Origin of the sequence: Candidatus Ponderosibacter sp. Uisw_141_02, assembly GCF_048087665.1 — a bacterium.
Taxonomy (GTDB): Bacteria; Pseudomonadota; Alphaproteobacteria; order Puniceispirillales; family Puniceispirillaceae; genus UBA3439.
The window spans coordinates 1,334,503-1,352,569 of record NZ_CP159807.1; the positions used below are offsets into that span (position 1 = coordinate 1,334,503).

The 18,067-nt window shown below is 50.4% G+C and carries 18 protein-coding genes, 1 tRNA gene and 3 pseudogenes; 15 read left to right on the plus strand and 7 right to left on the minus strand.

Annotated features, from left to right (window positions below; translation table 11 throughout):
• Positions 1-10 precede the first annotated feature (10 nt).
• The 4 genes and pseudogenes from ABXT40_RS06780 to ABXT40_RS06795 all read left to right on the plus strand — a co-directional run.
• Positions 11-862: pseudogene (locus ABXT40_RS06780) on the plus strand (class I SAM-dependent methyltransferase); the annotation flags it as partial.
• Positions 817-1,254, plus strand: a complete 438-nt coding sequence (locus ABXT40_RS06785) for a YcgN family cysteine cluster protein (RefSeq protein ID WP_443644871.1) — start codon at positions 817-819, stop codon at positions 1,252-1,254. The pseudogene ABXT40_RS06780 and the gene ABXT40_RS06785, both read left to right, overlap by 46 nt.
• Before the next feature lie 21 nt (positions 1,255-1,275).
• Positions 1,276-1,455, plus strand: coding sequence for a hypothetical protein (locus ABXT40_RS06790; protein WP_443644872.1), 180 nt, complete (start codon positions 1,276-1,278; stop codon positions 1,453-1,455).
• An 85-nt stretch (positions 1,456-1,540) separates the two neighbouring features.
• Entirely contained in the window at positions 1,541-2,176 is a 636-nt protein-coding gene (locus tag ABXT40_RS06795) for a flavin reductase family protein (protein WP_443644873.1), read from the plus strand.
• Positions 2,177-2,203: 27 nt separating this feature from the next.
• Here ABXT40_RS06795 and ABXT40_RS06800 read toward each other — a convergent pair whose 3' ends face one another.
• Positions 2,204-2,902 (minus strand): hypothetical protein, encoded by a 699-nt coding sequence (locus tag ABXT40_RS06800; protein ID WP_443644874.1) that lies wholly within the window; start codon positions 2,900-2,902, stop codon positions 2,204-2,206.
• A 323-nt stretch (positions 2,903-3,225) separates the two neighbouring features.
• On the opposite strand from ABXT40_RS06800, the gene ABXT40_RS06805 reads away from it, so the two are divergent.
• Positions 3,226-3,897, plus strand: a complete 672-nt coding sequence (locus ABXT40_RS06805) for a YfbR-like 5'-deoxynucleotidase (RefSeq protein ID WP_443644875.1) — start codon at positions 3,226-3,228, stop codon at positions 3,895-3,897.
• A gap of 6 nt (positions 3,898-3,903) precedes the next feature.
• Here ABXT40_RS06805 and ABXT40_RS06810 read toward each other — a convergent pair whose 3' ends face one another.
• Entirely contained in the window at positions 3,904-4,128 is a 225-nt protein-coding gene (locus ABXT40_RS06810) for a cysteine-rich CWC family protein (RefSeq protein ID WP_443644876.1), read from the minus strand.
• A 231-nt stretch (positions 4,129-4,359) separates the two neighbouring features.
• Between ABXT40_RS06810 and ABXT40_RS06815 the strand changes: the two genes are divergently transcribed.
• The 6 genes and pseudogenes from ABXT40_RS06815 (at position 4,360) to ABXT40_RS06840 (ending at position 10,273) form a co-directional block, all read left to right on the plus strand.
• Positions 4,360-5,610 (plus strand): sarcosine oxidase subunit beta family protein, encoded by a 1,251-nt coding sequence (locus tag ABXT40_RS06815; protein WP_443644877.1) that lies wholly within the window; start codon positions 4,360-4,362, stop codon positions 5,608-5,610.
• A gap of 30 nt (positions 5,611-5,640) precedes the next feature.
• Positions 5,641-5,910: pseudogene (locus tag ABXT40_RS06820) on the plus strand (sarcosine oxidase subunit delta); the annotation flags it as partial.
• Positions 5,911-6,032: 122 nt separating this feature from the next.
• Positions 6,033-8,990 carry a sarcosine oxidase subunit alpha family protein gene (locus tag ABXT40_RS06825; protein WP_443644878.1) on the plus strand — a complete coding sequence of 986 codons (2,958 nt, stop codon included), beginning with the start codon at positions 6,033-6,035 and terminating at the stop codon, positions 8,988-8,990.
• On the plus strand, positions 8,983-9,657 hold the full coding sequence (locus tag ABXT40_RS06830; protein WP_443644879.1) for a sarcosine oxidase subunit gamma: 675 nt from the start codon (positions 8,983-8,985) through the stop codon (positions 9,655-9,657). Before ABXT40_RS06825 ends, ABXT40_RS06830 begins: the two co-directional genes overlap by 8 nt.
• 64 nt (positions 9,658-9,721) lie before the next feature.
• Positions 9,722-9,806: transfer RNA gene (locus tag ABXT40_RS06835), tRNA-Leu, on the plus strand.
• Positions 9,807-10,066: 260 nt separating this feature from the next.
• Positions 10,067-10,273, plus strand: coding sequence for a cold-shock protein (locus ABXT40_RS06840; RefSeq protein WP_443644880.1), 207 nt, complete (start codon positions 10,067-10,069; stop codon positions 10,271-10,273).
• A gap of 86 nt (positions 10,274-10,359) precedes the next feature.
• Here ABXT40_RS06840 and ABXT40_RS06845 read toward each other — a convergent pair whose 3' ends face one another.
• The 3 genes from ABXT40_RS06845 to ABXT40_RS06855 all read right to left on the minus strand — a co-directional run bounded on the left by ABXT40_RS06845 (position 10,360) and on the right by ABXT40_RS06855 (position 12,533).
• The gene (locus tag ABXT40_RS06845; RefSeq protein ID WP_443644881.1) at positions 10,360-11,226 is read right to left on the minus strand and encodes a TauD/TfdA dioxygenase family protein; all 867 of its coding nucleotides are present in this window, start codon (positions 11,224-11,226) and stop codon (positions 10,360-10,362) included.
• 232 nt (positions 11,227-11,458) lie between these two features.
• Positions 11,459-12,010, minus strand: coding sequence for a phosphorylase family protein (locus ABXT40_RS06850; RefSeq protein ID WP_443644882.1), 552 nt, complete (start codon positions 12,008-12,010; stop codon positions 11,459-11,461).
• Positions 12,003-12,533, minus strand: coding sequence for an adenine phosphoribosyltransferase (locus ABXT40_RS06855; RefSeq protein WP_443644883.1), 531 nt, complete (start codon positions 12,531-12,533; stop codon positions 12,003-12,005). Before ABXT40_RS06855 ends, ABXT40_RS06850 begins: the two co-directional genes overlap by 8 nt.
• Before the next feature lie 371 nt (positions 12,534-12,904).
• Here ABXT40_RS06855 and ABXT40_RS06860 point away from each other — a divergent pair, with 371 nt between their 5' ends.
• Positions 12,905-13,750, plus strand: coding sequence for a rhomboid family intramembrane serine protease (locus ABXT40_RS06860; RefSeq protein ID WP_443644884.1), 846 nt, complete (start codon positions 12,905-12,907; stop codon positions 13,748-13,750).
• 96 nt (positions 13,751-13,846) lie between these two features.
• Here ABXT40_RS06860 and ABXT40_RS06865 read toward each other — a convergent pair whose 3' ends face one another.
• Complete coding sequence (locus ABXT40_RS06865; protein ID WP_443644885.1) at positions 13,847-14,626, minus strand: competence/damage-inducible protein A; 780 nt, start codon at positions 14,624-14,626, stop codon at positions 13,847-13,849.
• A 213-nt stretch (positions 14,627-14,839) separates the two neighbouring features.
• On the opposite strand from ABXT40_RS06865, the gene map reads away from it, so the two are divergent.
• Positions 14,840-15,631, plus strand: coding sequence for a type I methionyl aminopeptidase (gene map / locus ABXT40_RS06870; protein WP_443644886.1), 792 nt, complete (start codon positions 14,840-14,842; stop codon positions 15,629-15,631).
• Between the two features lie 145 nt (positions 15,632-15,776).
• Positions 15,777-16,418 (plus strand): annotated as a pseudogene (gene radC / locus ABXT40_RS06875) (RadC family protein).
• A gap of 30 nt (positions 16,419-16,448) precedes the next feature.
• On the opposite strand, the gene ABXT40_RS06880 reads toward radC, so the two are convergent.
• Positions 16,449-16,634 (minus strand): hypothetical protein, encoded by a 186-nt coding sequence (locus ABXT40_RS06880; protein WP_443644887.1) that lies wholly within the window; start codon positions 16,632-16,634, stop codon positions 16,449-16,451.
• 106 nt (positions 16,635-16,740) lie between these two features.
• Here ABXT40_RS06880 and purB point away from each other — a divergent pair, with 106 nt between their 5' ends.
• Positions 16,741-18,033 (plus strand): adenylosuccinate lyase, encoded by a 1,293-nt coding sequence (gene purB, locus ABXT40_RS06885; protein ID WP_443644888.1) that lies wholly within the window; start codon positions 16,741-16,743, stop codon positions 18,031-18,033.
• Positions 18,034-18,067 lie beyond the last annotated feature (34 nt).

An 18,067-nucleotide genomic window follows, 5' to 3' on the forward strand; every position in this document is an offset into this window, starting at 1 on the left:
TCTTGACCCACGCCGTCAATATTCTTGCGGCTATTTCCATACCCCCAGTGACAAGCTTGCCGATGCGCAAATTACCAAACTCGCGCGCCTTGGGGCAAAGCTGTGTTTACAGCCAAATCAGAAGGTTCTGGATATTGGCTGTGGGTGGGGCGGGCTTGCCAATGCGTTATGGGAAATGCAACCGGATATTTCAGTAACTGGCATCACCTTGTTGGAAAACCAGCATGCCTATGCCACGCAAAAGGCAAAACAGGATCAACGGCAACAGCATCTGGCCTTTCATCTATGCGATTACCGGCATCAGCGCGGCAGTTTCAACCGGATTGTTTTGGTAGGCATACTTGAACATGTCGGCATGCGTCATTTTGACAGCTATTTTGCCTCGATTGCGCGGCTATTGGCACCAAATGGAGTGGCACTGATCCATTCGATCGGGGTACATCATAACGCCAAACGCTGTAACCGCTGGCTGAATAAATATATTTTCCTTGGGGGCTATATCCCCTCGCTTGAACAGATGACGCGTGCGGCGGGGCGTCAAGGGCTGAAGATTCTCGATATGGAAATCATGCGCGGGCATTATGCCAAAACGCTAAAACAATGGCGGCAGGCCTTTCGCCAGAATGTTGCAACGGTTCGTCAGGATTATGATGAACGTTTTATCCGCATGTGGGAATTTTACCTTATTGGCTGCGAATATTTCTTTCGCTGTCAGGATGGGATAGTATTTCAACTGCAATTGGCCCATGATCACAATGCCGCGCCGCTAACCCGGCGTTACATCAGCCAAACCGAAGATCAGTATCGGAAAAAATTGTGTCCCAAAATCAGTTCTGGAAAACCATCGCGCTTGATCAGCTAGACAAAGATCAATGGGAGTCACTATGCGATGGCTGCGGGAAATGCTGTGTTTTGAAACTCGAAGATGTCGATACAAGTGACGTTCACTATACTGATGTTGCGTGTAAATTGCTTGATTGCGAAAATGCGCGATGCACCAATTACGCGGCGCGCAAAACGCATGTTCCCGATTGCGTTTTACTAACCCCTGACAATCTTGGCATTTTAAGCTGGATGCCGCAAAGCTGTGCCTATCGACTGATTTATGAGAAAAAAGATCTTCCAGACTGGCATCCGCTGATCACCGGTGATGCCAATAGCACAATGCTGGCTGGTCATTCAGTGGCCAATCGTGTGGTGCCAGAAAACAGTGTTGACGAAGATGATTGGCCTGACCATATAACAAATTGGTAAACGAACAACAGGGAAGATTCGATGAGCCGAACAATGTGGATTCTCGTGGCATTGATCGCCGCTTTATCAATTGCGCACATATGGCGCGATTTACAGGGCATGCCTGCCCCAAGCTATACCTTATGCAAGGAATCGCTTGTGACACAGATTTTTACAGGATCTTGCACATTGCGATTTAAAGGCGAAACAACAGCCTCTTGACCCGCCCCACGGAGCGTATAATATCTTGTCCAATCTGAACAAAGATGTCTATAAACTCGGTTCGTGATTTTAAGGAGATGGCATCATGTATTTTCGCCCCGGATTGCATAAAGAGGCCGGTCTGGCATTCAGCCCGATTAAAGCCATTGTTTCACCGCGGCCGATTGGCTGGATTTCCAGCTGTGGTAAGGATGGCAGTATTAATCTAGCACCGTACAGCTATTTCAATGCGATCTCGGAACTGCCACCAATGGTTATGTTCAGCAGCGCGCCATCGGGCAATGCACAGCATAAAGATTCGCTTCGCAATGTTATCGAAACAGAAGAATTTGTTGTTAATGTTGTCAGCGCCGCGCTTGGTGATGCGATGAATATCACATCGGCAGATTTGGCCTATGGACAAAATGAATTTACCGCCGCTGGCCTTGAGATGGCTGATTGCAACACGGTCAAGGTTCCGCGTGTTGCCGCCGCACCTGCTGCGCTTGAATGTAAATTATGGAAAGTGATTGAATTACCGAAACCTGAGACTGGTGGTGCTGCGAGTGGCGGTGCTGGGGTTATGGTTATTGGCATGATTACAGGCATTCATATTACCGATAAAACTGTCAAAGACGGCAAGATAGATGTCACAAGCTATCAACCTTTGGCACGTCTTGGCTATCTGGATTATGCGCGGATCAATGACGTTTTTGCTATGCCACGCCCTGCGGTAAAATAACACCAGCAAAGCTAGGGTATTTAGCGCCTAGCGAAGCGTACAGCTTTCAACAATCACCGTGACATAGCCAAGAATACTGGCTTTTTCGAATTTTAATTTCAAAATCCAGTCTTCGGTGGGAATGATCGCATTTAAGGGCAAATTGCCATTGATCGTTTTCTGGCCACCAAGGAAAACATGCCGAACGCTTACCAGCATTGCTGGATCAAACCATGGCGTATCGCGTTGCGCCTGTTTACCAGCGCTACCTTCGACAAATAAATTCAGCCCACCACCAAACAGGCTCAGCTTTGATTCTGGCCCCGCATAAAGCTGCGTGGCGACGGCCACGTCATTGCGTTCGACTTCACGGCAATTTACCGGATCACCAAGTGCCTGAATTGACGAAACAATCTGTTCGGGTGTGACGCCAGTGGCAATTTTCTTGGCGATCACACGCCGTAAAGCGACATTGTCCTTGCCTGTCACCGATTTTGCCATGCCAGCGGCCTTTGTTTCAGCAAGATCAAGTTTCAGCGATTGCACTTGACCGCTTAATTCAGTGATGCGAACATTATTTTCATAAATCACCAGATCAGCCTCGGCCTGAAGGCTAGATTGTTCGGCTTGGCCCCATACCCAGCCAAACCATATCGCACCACCGAACAAGGCAATGCGAACAAGCAGAACCAACCAACCGCGCATTTCACGACGGCGATAACGTTCTTGTGTCTCAAAAAAATCCATGCTGGCAGTCCTTGCCGGAATTATGATGCCCTTGCGGCGGCGTTGTTGGTTCTAGATACAACAATGACGCCAAAACGCCAAGCGATGATCCGGCACGACAACAGGCAACAGTTTTTACTCAGAATTGGCATTGATCCGAATTGGCTTGGATCTTGTCGGCTTGAAACTTTGGCAAAGACTTGTCAAACTGAGTTTGCATTTTGACGCGGCAAGGTTGCCTTTAAAACAGATCGGCATCCCAACCACGTCTTGCTTTCATCATGTCCGGAAAATTGCCGGCTATCACACTATCAGCCACCACTTCATTATTTGGATCATCCTTCATGCAAAAGCCTGCTTCACCCCGCCAACGCAAACCAAAGTCGGGTCAGCGCATATCCAAACCGGCAAAAGATGAAATCGCGGCGCGCGCATGGCAACGGATGCTGAGTGGCCGGCGCCTTGATATTTTGAACCCGTCACCGTTGGATATTGAAATTGAAGATATTGCCCATGGGTTGGCACGGGTTAGCCGCTGGAATGGACAAACCCGCGGAAAACACAGCTTTTCAGTTGCCCAACATTGCGTTCTGGTTGAACGGCTTGTTCGCACCAATGCACCAAAGCTGGATCAAAAATGGTATCTGGCAGCCTTGCTTCATGACGCACCCGAATATGTTATCGGCGATATGATCACCCCTTTCAAACATGTTCTTGGCGGTATTTACCGTGATATTGAAGCCGGCCTTGATCGGGCGGTGAATATCCGCTTTGGCCTGCCGCCCGGCCTGCCTGAAACGGTGCAGCGTAGCATCAAACGCGCCGACCGCATGGCCGCATGGCTAGAGGCAACCCAGCTTGCCGGTTTTTCCGAAGCCGAAGCCGCAAAGATTTTTATCAAACCGGCTGGCACACCTGCCAATATCCGGCCTCGCCCGCAATCACCGGATGATGCGGCGGCCAGTTTCCTGCGGCGGTTTTCCATTCTTGGTGGCTATAAGAAACAGATAAAATAGCCAGCACTATTTGCGCAAGGCCGAAGCGGCGCGTTGTCGCTGTTTCACTTTGCGCGATTTGATCATCGCCTTGGCCTTGCCCATTGTCAGACAGTCAGGACAAACACAAGCCCCGGCAAGGTCAAACCCACCACGCAAATTTGGTAAATCCATACACCAGCAACGGTCTTTACCAGCTGGCGCACCGCAATTGAATTTGGTGCCGCAATGCTCACAAATCAGCTTTTCCATCAAAAACTCCAATCAAGATGGACAGGAAAATAGCATCCGCCAATTCAAGCATTAACGCAAGATGAACAGGCATCGCAAAAAACCGCACAGCCATTCTTTACCCGCAAGCATCGGTGTCTTTTCTTTGGTTGAAAATCAAGTCACTTTTAAACTGGAAAATGTCTTTTTCTTTACAGTAATCTTTGCCAGAGTAGGTTTTAGTTAAGTCAGCATTTCAGCGCTAGGACAATCATGCGTTATTCACTATGGTCATTGATCAATCAAGCGTTGACAGGCAACCGAAACTGGACGCCAGTTTGGCGCGAGCCCGAGCCCAAAAGCCATTATGACATTGTCATTGTTGGAGGTGGTGGGCATGGTCTTGCAACGGCCTTTTATCTGGCCAGTCGATATGGCAAGAAAAATATTGCCGTTCTCGAAAAAGGCTGGATTGGATCAGGCAATATTGGCCGTAATACAACCATTGTCAGGTCAAATTACCTTCTTGATGGCAACGAGCCTTTTTACGAACAATCGCTTCAGCTTTGGGAAGGGCTAGAGCAGGATATCAACTATAATGCCATGATGTCGCAGCGTGGTATTATCAATCTTTACCATTCGGATGCCCAGCGCGATTCCTATGTTCGGCGCGGCAATGCCATGCGGCTTCATGGCGCTGATGCCGAATTATTGAACCAAGATCAATTGCGTCGCCTTTGTCCCTTTCTTGATTATGAAAATGCCCGCTTTCCGATCATGGGCGGTTTATTGCAAAAACGCGCCGGAACCGCACGACACGATGCGGTGGCATGGGGCTATGCCCGCGCCGCCGATCAACGCGGTGTCGATATCATCCAGAATTGCGATGTGACCGATTTTTTGATTAAGGATGGGGTTTGTAGCGGTATTGAAACAAGCAAAGGCACAATCCGCGCTGGCAAAACCGGCGTTGCTGTTGCCGGATCGACAAGCCGTGTCATGGCAAAAGCTGGCCTAAGACTGCCGATTGAAAGCCATGTTTTACAGGCTTTTGTCACCGAAGGGTTAAAGCCAGTTATTCCGGGCGTGATAACGTTTGGCGCAGGCCATTTCTATATCAGCCAGTCAGATAAGGGCGGCCTTGTTTTTGGCGGTGATATTGATGGCTATAACAGCTATGCCCAGCGCGGCAATTTACCGGTGTTTGAAGATGTATGCGAAGGCGGCATGGCGATTATGCCAATGATTGGCCGTGCCCGCATGCTGCGCAATTGGGGCGGCATTATGGATATGTCGATGGATGGATCACCAATCATCGACAAAACGCCGATTGACCAACTTTATCTAAATGCTGGCTGGTGCTATGGCGGCTTTAAAGCCACCCCTGCATCGGGCCTGTGTTTTGCGCATCTTCTGGCGCTTGATGAACCACATAAAGTTGCCACCAAACTTCGCCTTGACCGGTTTCGGCGCGGTGCCATGCTTGACGAACGCGGCGCAGGCGCGCAGCCGAACCTTCATTAACCAAGAGCCCAAGGACAAACATCAACAACCATGATTATCAACCATCCCCATCTCGGCCCACGCGATGCCAGTGAATTCACCATTCTTGGTGACGCCAGCCTGATTAACCGGCCTGACTGGCAGGCTGGTGACGCGGATAATGGTTTCTATAATTATCAATATCTAAGAGATAACCCTGCCGGACTTCACCGCGAATTATGGTTTCATGAACAGGGCGACCGGTCATGGCTGGTGGTTACGCGCGACACGGTAACACATGCGGTTATTGCGGTGGCGTTGGCAAGCGATATTGCCAAAGCGGCAAAGGCAAAAACCGCACAAAAAAGCGCCCCTAAAAAGGTCGCCGCCAAAAAAGCTGCCGCTAAAAAGGCCAACCCTAAAAAGACACCTGCTAAAAAGGCTGCGGCCAAGAGGAACGCAACATGAGTGCGGCAAGCGTTTCGCAAAAAAACCGGATAACCGGCGGGCTTGTTGATCGCGAACAGCCACTTGGCTTTCGTTTTGACGGACAGCATTATACCGGCTTTGCCGGTGATACGTTGGCATCGGCATTACTTGCCAATAATGTGCGGCTTGTTGGGCGCAGTTTCAAATATCACCGGCCACGGGGCATTTTAACCGCTGGATCTGAAGAACCGAACGCGCTGGTGACAATTGGTGATGGCGCTTATCAAGACCCGAATAGCCGTGCAACAACAGCCCAGCTTTTTGACGGAATGAGTGCGAAAAGCCAAACAAAAATGGGGCTTTTGTCGTTTGATCTTATGGCGGTCAATGATTTTCTGTCGCCATTACTTGGTGCTGGTTTTTACTACAAGACTTTTATGTGGCCTGCCGCATTCTGGGAAAAGATTTATGAACCCATTATCAGAAAGGCCGCCGGTCTTGGCAGTCTTTCCGGCCTTGCCGACCCTGATCAATATGATAAGGGCTATCTTCATTGTGATTTATTGGTTATCGGCAGCGGGCCAAGCGGGTTAATGGCGGCGCTTGCGGCGGCCAAATCAGGTTTGCAAATCATTCTGGCTGATGAAGATTTTTGTCTTGGCGGCCGCCTAAATGCCGAACGCCAGGAAATCGACGGTATGGAAAGCGCCACTTTTGCCGAGTCACGTCTGGCCCAGCTTGCGGCGATGGATAATGTTCGCATTCTTTCCAAAACAACAATATTTGGTGCTTTTGACCATGGTTGTTATGGCGCGCTGGAACGTGTGAACGAACATAATGCCAATGGTTCCATTCGCCAGATTTTTTGGCGCATCCGCAGCCAAAGATGCGTTTTGGCAGCAGGTGCGACCGAACGGCTAATTGCCTTTAGCAATAATGACCGGCCGGGTGTCATGCTTGCCGGTGCGGTGCGAACTTATGTTAATCGGTTTGGCGTTGCCCCGGGCAAACGCGTTGCTATTTTCACCAATAATGATGATGGCTGGGCAACCGCGCAGGATTTGCACGCTGCCGGCGTTGAAGTTACCGCCATTATCGATAGCCGAACCGATATTGCCAAAACCCCACCAACAGGCGTGCCAACCGTTCTTGGCGGACAAATCGTCAACACCAGCGGACGGCTTGGCCTTCGCAGCGTGACATTGAATAACGGAACGCATATTCCGGCCGATTGTCTGGCTGTTTCTGGCGGCTGGTCGCCAACGGTTCATCTAACCTGCCATCAGCGCGGCCGTCCGGTTTGGCGTGATGCGATTGCCGGATTTGTTCCGGGCGGTAATCTGCCTGATGGCATGATTGTAACCGGCGCGGCAAATGGAGTTATGACCCTTGCCAGCTGTTTGCAAAGCGGCCTCAAGGCAGGCCAGCAAGCGGCGCGCGATTTAGGCTTTAAACCCGCGGTAATCAAGCCGCCACGCGCCGCCGATGAAAGCTTTGCCATCCAACAGTTCTGGCATGTCAAAGGCAGTGATAAAAAGGCCTTTGTTGATTTCCAGAATGATGTTGGGGTCAAAGATATCACGCAATCGCACCGCGAAGGCTTTCGGTCGGTTGAACATCTAAAACGCTACACCACACTTGGCATGGCAACCGATCAGGGCAAAATTGCCAATATCCCCGGATTGGCCATCCTTGCCGATATTTCGGGCAAAACCATTGCCGAAACCGGAACAACAATCTTTCGTCCACCTTATACGCCGGTGCCAATTGCCGCCTTTGCCGGACGCAGCCGTGGCAAAAATTTCCGCCCTACCCGCTTAACCCCATCGCATAAATGGGCCAGCGCTAAGGGTGCTGTTTTTGTTGAAACAGGTGCATGGCTTCGCGCTCAATGGTACCCCAAAACAGGTGAAACTGAATGGCGTCAATCGGTTGACCGCGAAGTTTTGGCAACACGGGCATCGGTTGGCATTTGCGATGTTACCACGCTTGGCAAAATCGATATTCAGGGTCGTGATGCGGCAGCGTTTTTAAATCATGTCTATGCCAATGGATTTGCCAAACTGCCAATTGGGAAAACCCGTTATGGCCTGATGCTTCGTGAAGATGGCATGGTGATGGATGACGGCACCACCGCACGGCTCGGCGAGACGCATTATGTCATGACCACAACAACGGCAAATGCGGTTGGCGTGTTCAGGCATCTTGAATTCTGCCATCAATGCCTATGGCCCGAGCTTGATGTTCAATTGATTTCGATCACCGAACAATATGCCCAATATGCGGTTGCTGGCCCCAATGCTCGCCGCCTGCTGGAAAAGCTGATTGATTTGGGTGAAGACATCTCGAACGAAGCCTTTCCCTTTATGGCTTGTGGCGAGATCAGTATTTGCGGCGGTGTGAAAGCGCGGCTTTTCCGCATTTCCTTTTCCGGCGAGCTTGCATTTGAAATCGCCGTTCCATCCCGCTATGGCGATGCAATGGTTCGCGCGCTTATGACGGCTGGTGAAGAATTTGGCGTCACCCCCTATGGCACCGAGGCGCTTGGCGTTATGCGGATTGAAAAGGGCCATGTTGCTGGCAATGAATTAAACGGCCAGACAACCGCCCGCCAGATGGGGCTTGGCCGGATGGTTTCACAAAGCAAAGATTCGATTGGCCTTGTACTAAGCCGTCGCCCTGAATTGGTTCGTGATGATGATTATGAATTGATCGGCCTCAAACCGGTAAATCCCGATCAACCCTTGATTGCCGGTTCGCATTTTATCGGTATTGGTGCTAGCACGGTTGCGGAAAATGACGAAGGCTGGGTAACATCCATTGCCTATTCGCCGCATTTAAAAAGCGCAATCGGGCTTGGCTATATCCGGCGCGGCAACAGCCGTCATGGCGATATTGTAAGGGCGGTTAATCTGCTTGGCGGTCAGGATATCAAGGTCGAATTATGCAGCCCGCATTTTATTGATCCAGAAGGAACGCGGCTTCATGGCTAAATCTGCACCTATGTCAAAAACACCGCCAAGCCTGACCGCGCAAAGCCCGCTTGGTGGCTATGAAATGATCACCGACGGCACCAGCCTTATTGAGGTCACTGGCCTGTCAATGGTGTCGATTGCACCGCTTGCCGGCAACCAAACGGCCTTTCAAACGGCAATGGCCAAATTATTCAAAACTGGCAAAACTGGCAAGACTGACAACCCGAAACCAAGCGCGACAATGGCACTTGACCGGTCTGGCAAACCGCGTTGCATCTTGATGCCAAGCGCGCAAAACCAATGGTTTTTATGTTTTGATGATGATGGCACCAATCCCATTGACGCGGCCAAGGCATTGCTTGGTAAAAGCCTATCAAACCAGATAGCAATGACCGATCAATCGGATTCATGGGTTATTCTGGCGTTGTCAGGCTTGCACAGCCGGCAAACATTGGCGCGGATTTGCCCGATTGATTGCAGCGCATCAGCCATGCCGATTGGCACCACCGCGCGCACAAGCATGGAACATCTTGGTGCGATCATCACCCGCCGTCCCGATGAGGGCGATCACCAGCCTTGTTTCTGGCTGTTATCCGCGCGATCTTCGGCTGCCAGCTTTTTGCACGCAATTACCAAATCGCCACCATTTCGCACCAAAACCAGACATCTCGATTTTTTTAAGTAGAAAACCCCGCTTTCCTTTTGCATCATTGGATTAGCTGGGCTATCACCTGTGACAGACCAGTCATGCGGGCGTGATGGAATGGTAGACATAACGGACTTAAAATCCGTGGGCCCTAGGCCGTGGGAGTTCAAGTCTCCCCGCCCGCACCATCTTTCAAAAAAAACAGAATTCCCTGATTGGTCCTTGGCGTTGATAGCGGGGCGCTAGCGGCAGCTGGCTAATCGCCTTGCGATTGCAGGCGGATCGCGTCAAAAATTAAATCGACACAAACATCGCTTATTAACAAGACTTCTTGGTCAAGGTCTGCTATTGGCTCATTACTCTAGTCTTTTAGAGTAATGGTTAGCGGTACGGTTTCTTCAATGAACACAAGTTGCTTTCCTTCAACGATCGTTCATAGGAGAAAATTATGAGCACAGGAAAAGTTAAGTGGTTTAATCCACAAAAAGGTTTTGGCTTTATTGAGCCAGAAGACAAATCAACAGATGTATTCGTTCATATTACAGCTGTTCAAAATTCAGGCATGGACGGCTTGGCAGAAGACCAGATGGTTTCTTACGAGCTTGAGACCGGCCAGAATGGCAAAACTTCAGCGGTTAATCTGAAGGCCCTTTAGGGCTGTCAATCATGGGCATACAGAGCCGCAATTTTGCGCTTTGTATGCCCATTTTCCGTTCGAAGACCCAAACCCCAAAACATCGATTAATTCAGCCCAAGGCTTGCATATCGTGGCGTGCTAACCGTAACCCGCTGAACCTCGCGGAATGACGGGTAATGATCGCCGCAAGCATAATGCTGGGTCGCCCAATTATCCCACATCACAACCGTTCCCGGCCGCCATTTCACCCGCATTTGATATCGCGGGTTGTCGATGCGACTATAGAGATGACGAAGCATGGCATCCGATTCATCGGCTGCCAGCTCGTTAATCGCTTCGGTAAAAGCTGCATTCACAAATAAGGTTTCAGCGCCCGACACTGGATGTTTTCGCAAAACAGGGTGGTTGGTGGCTTTTTCCCGATTGATGATTTCAGCAAGCTCGGCCGCGCGGTCATTTTGGCCGTTTTCATTAACAAAGGAAAATCCCTTTTGAATCGTATGCCGCGCCGTTAATCCGGTTAAAAATTGCCGCATTGGCGCTGACAGACCCTCGGCAACAGCAACCATATCGACCCATAATGTGTCGCCGCCCACCGGCGGAATATGCACCCCATGAAGAACCGAGGCAAAAATCGGCACTTCGCGATAGGTCATATCAGCGTGCCAAACCTCATTTTCCGGCGGGTTATCGTCATCATTGCGGATGATGATGATATCCTCATAACCGGCGACTTTGGGATACATCGGCACCGCCGGTGCCAGATCACCAATCAATTTTGCAACATCAACATGTGTTTGCGGGTCGGGATGCTGGTCGCGAAATACCAGAACTTTATTTTCAACCAGCATTTGGAAAAGCTGTTCAGCATTGCTGCTGTCATTGCGTTTCACAAGATCGGCAAGCTGTACCCCACTCACCTCGGCACCAAGCGCGCCCGTTAAAGGCATAATTTCAGCCGTTTTAAGCATATCATCCCCCTTTTACATTGATCTAAGTAAACCCCTCATCATCGCACCGTCAATGCCGCTATCTGTGGCTTTTCACAGTGATCCATTTGCTTTGCCGGCACGCCCATAACAAGCCTGTTTAAAACCGGGACAAAGCATTAGGCGACAGCGTCTCAGAAGGAATTATCCGCGTCAATAGGCAGCGTTGGTGTCAACTGGCGATCACCATTGGCAAAAAACAATTTTTCAGGATTTATTGTTGCAGAATTTCAGCGGAAAACAGCTTGGCACCAATGGCCAATTGCTGGCTCCAATCATGTGCCGCATCGCCATCGGCATTATCCGAAATGAATTTAAAACAGTGAAAATCAATCGCTTTTTGCTGGCATATTTTGGCAAGCGCATAGGCTTCCATATCAACAAGATCACTTGTCAATTCAGGCGGCGCGCTAACAAATTGATCGCCAGTGCCACAGCTTAACCCGCCAGTACCGGCAAGAATCTCAGCATCATCTTCAAATGGCGTTTGTCCGAGCGCAAAGCCCAAAGCGCGGACATCCATATCGCGTTGCAAAAAGCGGGTTACCCGATGAAGACCGGCAAGACCGGGGCGTAACGCACCTGCGCTACCATAATTCACCACCTGTTTTGGCTGGTGCATAGCAATGGCATCGCCAAGGGCAATGGCCGCATTCACCTTGCCAACACCGGTATAAACAATGGTCCAACCGGCGGCCATGTCACGCGGAAGCTCATTTTCAAGCGCCACGATCAGAAGCGTTGTTTGCGGATCAAACCTAGTCATCATACGCCTTTAGCGTGATAAGCGGCATTTCTAACGCGGCGCGGCCGCCAAGCGCAACAAGTTCGATCACCACGGCACCGGCAGGAACAATAGCACCGCATGATTCAAGCAAGGTTTTGGCAGCAAGCATCGTTCCGCCAGTGGCAAGAAGATCATCAATGATCAGAACCGACCGGCCTTGGATGGGCGCATCTTGCTGAACCGTCAATTCAGCAGTGCCATATTCAAGATCATATCCAGCCCGCACCAGCTTGCCAGGCAATTTCCCGGGTTTGCGAACCATTATTGACCCGACATTCAACCGCGATGCCAATAAAGTAGAGAACAAAAAACCGCGTGATTCAATGCCGGCAATCAAATCAATGTCAAAACCAGATAATTGCGCGGCAAATTGATCAACCGCTTGTGCCATGCCCTCGGCAGATGCCAATAGCGGGCTGATATCACGAAACAAAATGCCGGTTTTTGGAAAATCCGGATAGCTGGCGATATAATCACCAAAATCAATAGAACCGACTGACACCCCAAAACTCCTATGATAAAACCGGTATTTCCAGTATTTCCGGCATAAACAAGTTTGCATCATGGCGCAAGAATTGATCAATCGCCCGGCCAAGCTTTGCCCCCTGATCGCGGCATTTTGGCAAAAGCCTAATCACCAAAACCGTGCATTATCCGAACATCCGCCATTATGGTGAGTCCCAATTGCCGTTGGTGATGTTCAGAATCATCATTCGCGCAACCGCGCAACCGTGTCACGGCTTATTCGCATCGCCGTGTCACGGCACATTCGCGCAATCACGTCATAGCCATGACTGCCTATTTGTGAAAGTTGTTTGCCGTTGCTGCTTGGGCGCGTTAGATTGCTGCTGATGATCACCTTCGGACAAAATCATGTTTTTCTTTCCGCTTTTTGATGAAAATGCCACGAGCCGAAGGCCGGTTATCGTATGGTTGATAATCGCCGCCTGTGTTTTTGCCTTTTTTTGGCAGCAATCGCTTGATGGCATTGCCGCCGAAGTGGCGATTTATCAATTCGGCTTTGTTCCGGCAATTGTGTTTCAGGATGAGACGCTTCCCGCCGAATTTATCATTGTTCCAAGCTGGGCAACCTTTATCACTTCGATGTTTTTGCATGGTGGTTGGCTACATCTTGGTGGCAACATGCTGTATTTATGGATTTTTGGCGATAATGTCGAAGATTCGATGGGGCGTGGCCGCTTTCTTGTTTTCTATTTGTTATGCGGCGCATTGGCGGCATTGGCGCAAGGCCTGATCGACCCGTCATCGCAAGTGCCAATGGTTGGCGCATCTGGCGGTATTGCCGGTGTTTTGGGCGCTTATTTGATGCTTCACCCAAAGGCAGCTGTGCGCTGTCTTTTCATCGTGATTGTGTTTTTCCGCTTTATCAATCTACCTGCATGGCTGGTTCTTGGAGGCTGGATTGGTCTTCAATTTGCCGCCGCGCCACAATCGTTTAGCGGTGATGGCGGCGGGGTTGCCTATATCGCCCATATTGGCGGCTTTTTGGCAGGTCTGGCACTAATCCCATTTTTCAAAAAAAGTCATATATCGCTATTTGACCGCGGCCGACCACCAAAAACATGGTCAGGACGACCGATCAGCTTTGACGAGATGAAGCAAGACGCCCGCAAACGATTTCGCCGTAACACAAACCAATCAATGCGAAGCTCGATCCCATCATCAAAACCCGGCCGGCCAAAAGGCCCTTGGAGCTAGGCCCTTTCGGGCTTGGGGGCTAGGCCTTTTCGGGCTTTTTGAGGGTGCGGCGGTGAAACGCCATGACGCCCTTGGGCATTTCCTAATGGGCATTTCCTAATCTGCCAGCTTACCATCAGCATCGACGATATTCGCCTCTGCACCAAAGGTGCGCACTTCAGCCTCAACTGTTCTTGCCGCGCTGGTGGTCACCGCAGCATCAAGCCCGCTAACAACAATCGCAGTGCCAAATTGGCCGGGCTTCATCCATGGATAGCTGCCAATGCTAACCCCATCATGGCGCGCCTCGACATCGGCAAGAATGGTGGCGATATTGCCCTCACCGGTTGAACATTGAACCGTAATCCGTGTCATGACAACACCGCCGGGCAATGTATGTTTTAATCCTTCAAACATGGCCTTCAAGATGGTTGGCACCCCGGGCAGAACATGAACATTGCCAATGATATAGCCAGGGGCTGCCGATAATGGGTTATCAATCAATGCGGCCGTATCTGGAATATCGGCCATTTTTTGACGTGCGGCGTTAAATTCGAGATCGGTATTGGCATAATGGGCAATGAGCCGACGTTCGGCCTCTGGATGGCGGATCACCGGCACATTAAACGCAGCAGCCACGGCATCGGTTGTGATATCATCATGCGTTGGCCCAATACCGCCACTGGTAAAGACCAGATCATAGGTTTTTGACAATGTTTGAACCGTATCAATGATGGTCTGTTTTTTATCGGCAATAACCCGCGCCTCGCCAAGCTGTATCCCCTGCGCGCCAAGCTGTTCGGCAAGCCAGCCAATATTTTTGTCTTTGGTGCGGCCAGACAGGATTTCATCGCCAATCACAATAATGGCGGCGGTAGGATTCGCAGAAGATGACATGAGTGAAAACCTTGAATATGCGGATAAATGAAGATGGCAAACTTTGCTAAAATATAACCAAACTGTCAAATGACTTGATACGTCAATGCCCTGATCAACCGCAAGAATTACAGTTTATAGGTTTCGCGATTGGCAAAATATGCTATCCCAGCGGCATTACATCATTCAAAAAGACAAGGCGCGCTTTGATCTGCCGCCGCCATAGAGATAACAATGCGAAGCGAAACAGTAATACGACATGATGCCGAAGGCTTTGCTGGCATGCATAAAGCAGGCCGCCTTGCCGCCGAAGTGTTGGACATGATCACCCCGCATGTGATTGCCGGTGCCAGCACCGAACATCTGGATCGTTTATGTCATGACTATATTCTGGCGCATGGTGCCACCCCCGCGCCACTGAATTATAAAGGTTTTCCGAAATCGACCTGCATTTCGCTTAATCATGTTGTTTGTCACGGAATCCCTGGGCCAAAAACACTTCGTGATGGTGATATTCTGAATATCGACATTACTGTCATTCTTGATAGCTGGTACGGCGATACATCACGCATGTTCTATGTTGGCGCGCCGTCGATCAAAGCCAAGCGTCTAACCGAAGTAACCTATGGTTGCCTGATGCGCGGAATCGCAGCAGCGCGTGCCGGAAACACGCTTGGCGACATTGGCCATGCAATCCAATCCTACGCCGAATCCTGCCGCTTTTCGGTGGTTCGTGACTTTACCGGCCATGGTCTTGGACAGGTGTTTCACACCGCCCCTACGGTTTTGCATTATGGCGAAGCCGGCAGCGGCATGGTTCTTGAACCGGGGATGATTTTCACCATCGAGCCAATGATCAATGCTGGTCGGTCGGAAACCAAAATTCTGCATGATGGCTGGACTGCGGTAACGCGCGATAAAAGCCTGTCTGCCCAATTTGAACATTCCATTGGCATCACCGATGGCGATGCTGAAATTTTCACGCTTTCGCCGGCTGGTTTCACCCTGCCGCCCTATAACGGCTAGCGAGCGGCCAGTTAGATTTCAAAAAAAACTGAGGTTAACCGACTTTTAATCCGTTTGGGTTATCTGTTTGGACACGACCAAACCTTCATCAGATTCGGGCAAACGCGCCACGCCAGCTGACCATACCAAGGGACACCGCGCCCGCATGCGCGGTAAATTGCTTGAAAAAGGTAGTGTCGCCCTTACTGAATTAGAAATTTTGGAAATGCTGCTTTACGGTGGCGCACCGCGTGGCGACACCAAGCCTTTGGCCAAACGGCTGATCAAAACATTCAAAAGCCTGTCGGCGGCTCTACGTGCCAGCCCTGATGATCTTCGTCCAATCAGGGATGTGGGCGATGCGGCAATTGCCGCGGTAAAAATTGCTGAAGCCGCCGGTCTCCAGATCAGCCATTCACGCGTCAAGGGAAAGCCGGTTTTGACGCATTGGATGGAAGTTCAAGATTATTGCATCAGCAAACTGGCACATGAACCAATCGAATATGTGATGGTCTTATGCCTTAATAGCCAAAACCGTTTGATTGCCGATGAGATGGTTTCACGCGGAACGGTTAATCAAACCTCGGTCTATCCGCGCGAAATCGTTAATCTCGCGCTCCGGCATTTCGCCCATGCCGTTATCATTGTGCATAATCATCCGGGCGCAGAAACCAAGCCTTAACGCGCCGATATCGAAGTGACAAAAGACATTAAAAAGGCGTTAGCGGTGATGGGCATTGCGCTTCATGATCATCTGGTCGTTGCTGGCACGAGCACCGTCAGTTTTAAAAGTCTTGGCCATTTGTAAAATCATGGCTTTATCGCGGCAAAGCGGTACTTAGCGATCGTCCGATATTTTTTTGGCGGCTTTGCGGGTTAATTCACCCGCTTTCCGGCTTGCCCGAAGCAATGATGGCCGCGCCGCATCAAGCGCATTACCCGCCACTTCGCCAGCCTTTTTCTGCACGGCAGGATTTTGCGCAACACGCATCAAAGCGGCAACAACAAATCGGCGAATCAGCATGTAGATGCTCCCTTGCAAAATAGCCACAATGGCTAGTTATGCGCTGGCTTTTTGCGCATCTCAATGGTACAACCAACCTCCATTTAACGCAAAAGGTATTAGAGTTATGATCCCGCGATATTCCCGACCAGAAATGAGCGCCATCTGGTCTGAGGAAAGCAAGTTCCAGATTTGGTTTGAAATCGAAGCACATGCTTGTGACGCACAGGCAAAATTGGGGGTTATCCCCGCATCGGCAGCCGCCATAGTTTGGGAAAAAGGCGCCTTTGACATTGACCGAATCAACGAGATTGAGCGCGAAACCAAACATGATGTGATCGCATTCCTGACCAATCTTGCCGAATATATTGGCGAAGATGCGCGCTTTGTTCATCAGGGCATGACCTCATCTGACGTTCTTGACACAACCTTGTCGGTGCAGATGGCGCGGGCAAGTGATCTGCTGATCAAGGGAATTGACCTGTTGCTTGCCGGACTGAAAAAACGCGCCTTTGAGCATAAGCGCACGCCGACCATTGGCCGCAGTCATGGCATCCATGCCGAACCCGTTACCTTTGGGTTGAAACTGGCCGGTTTTTACGCCGAATTTAGCCGCTGCCGTGAACGGCTTGTCGCCGCCAAACGCGAAATCGCCACTTGTGCCATTTCAGGTGCGGTTGGCACATTCGCACATATTGATCCGGCGGTCGAAGCCCATGTTGCCGACAAGATGGGACTGACGATTGAGCCTGTGTCAACGCAGGTGATTCCGCGTGATCGTCATGCCATGTTCTTTGCCGTGCTTGGCGTCGTGGCAAGTTCGGTTGAACGGCTTGCAACCGAAATCAGGCACCTTCAGCGCACCGAAGTGCGTGAGGCTGAAGAATTTTTCTCGGCTGGCCAAAAAGGGTCATCAGCCATGCCACATAAGCGCAATCCGGTTCTGACCGAGAATTTGACGGGTATTGCCCGCATTGTTCGCGCTGCGGTTGTGCCTGCATTGGAAAATGTGGCGCTATGGCATGAGCGCGATATCTCGCATTCATCGGTTGAGCGTGTTTTCGCCCCTGATGCCACCATCGGGCTTGATTTTGCGCTCCATCGTCTGGCTGGCGTGATTGAAAATCTTTTGATCTATCCTGAGACAATGCAGGCTAATCTCGACAAGCTTGGCGGGCTTGTCCATTCACAGCAGGTGTTGCTGGCACTCACGCAAAAAGGGGTTAGCCGCGAAGATTCCTATGTATATGTTCAGCGCAATGCGATGAAAATCTGGGCCGAGGGCGGCAGCTATATTGATAAGTTGAAAGCCGATGAAGATGTGGCGTCAAATCTGACAAGCAGCGAGCTTGACGCGCTTTTCGATCTTGAACAGCATTTTCGCCATATCGACACAATCTTTGATCGGGTTTTCGGCTAATTCATCAAAATTAGGCCATGATCTGGCCAAAACT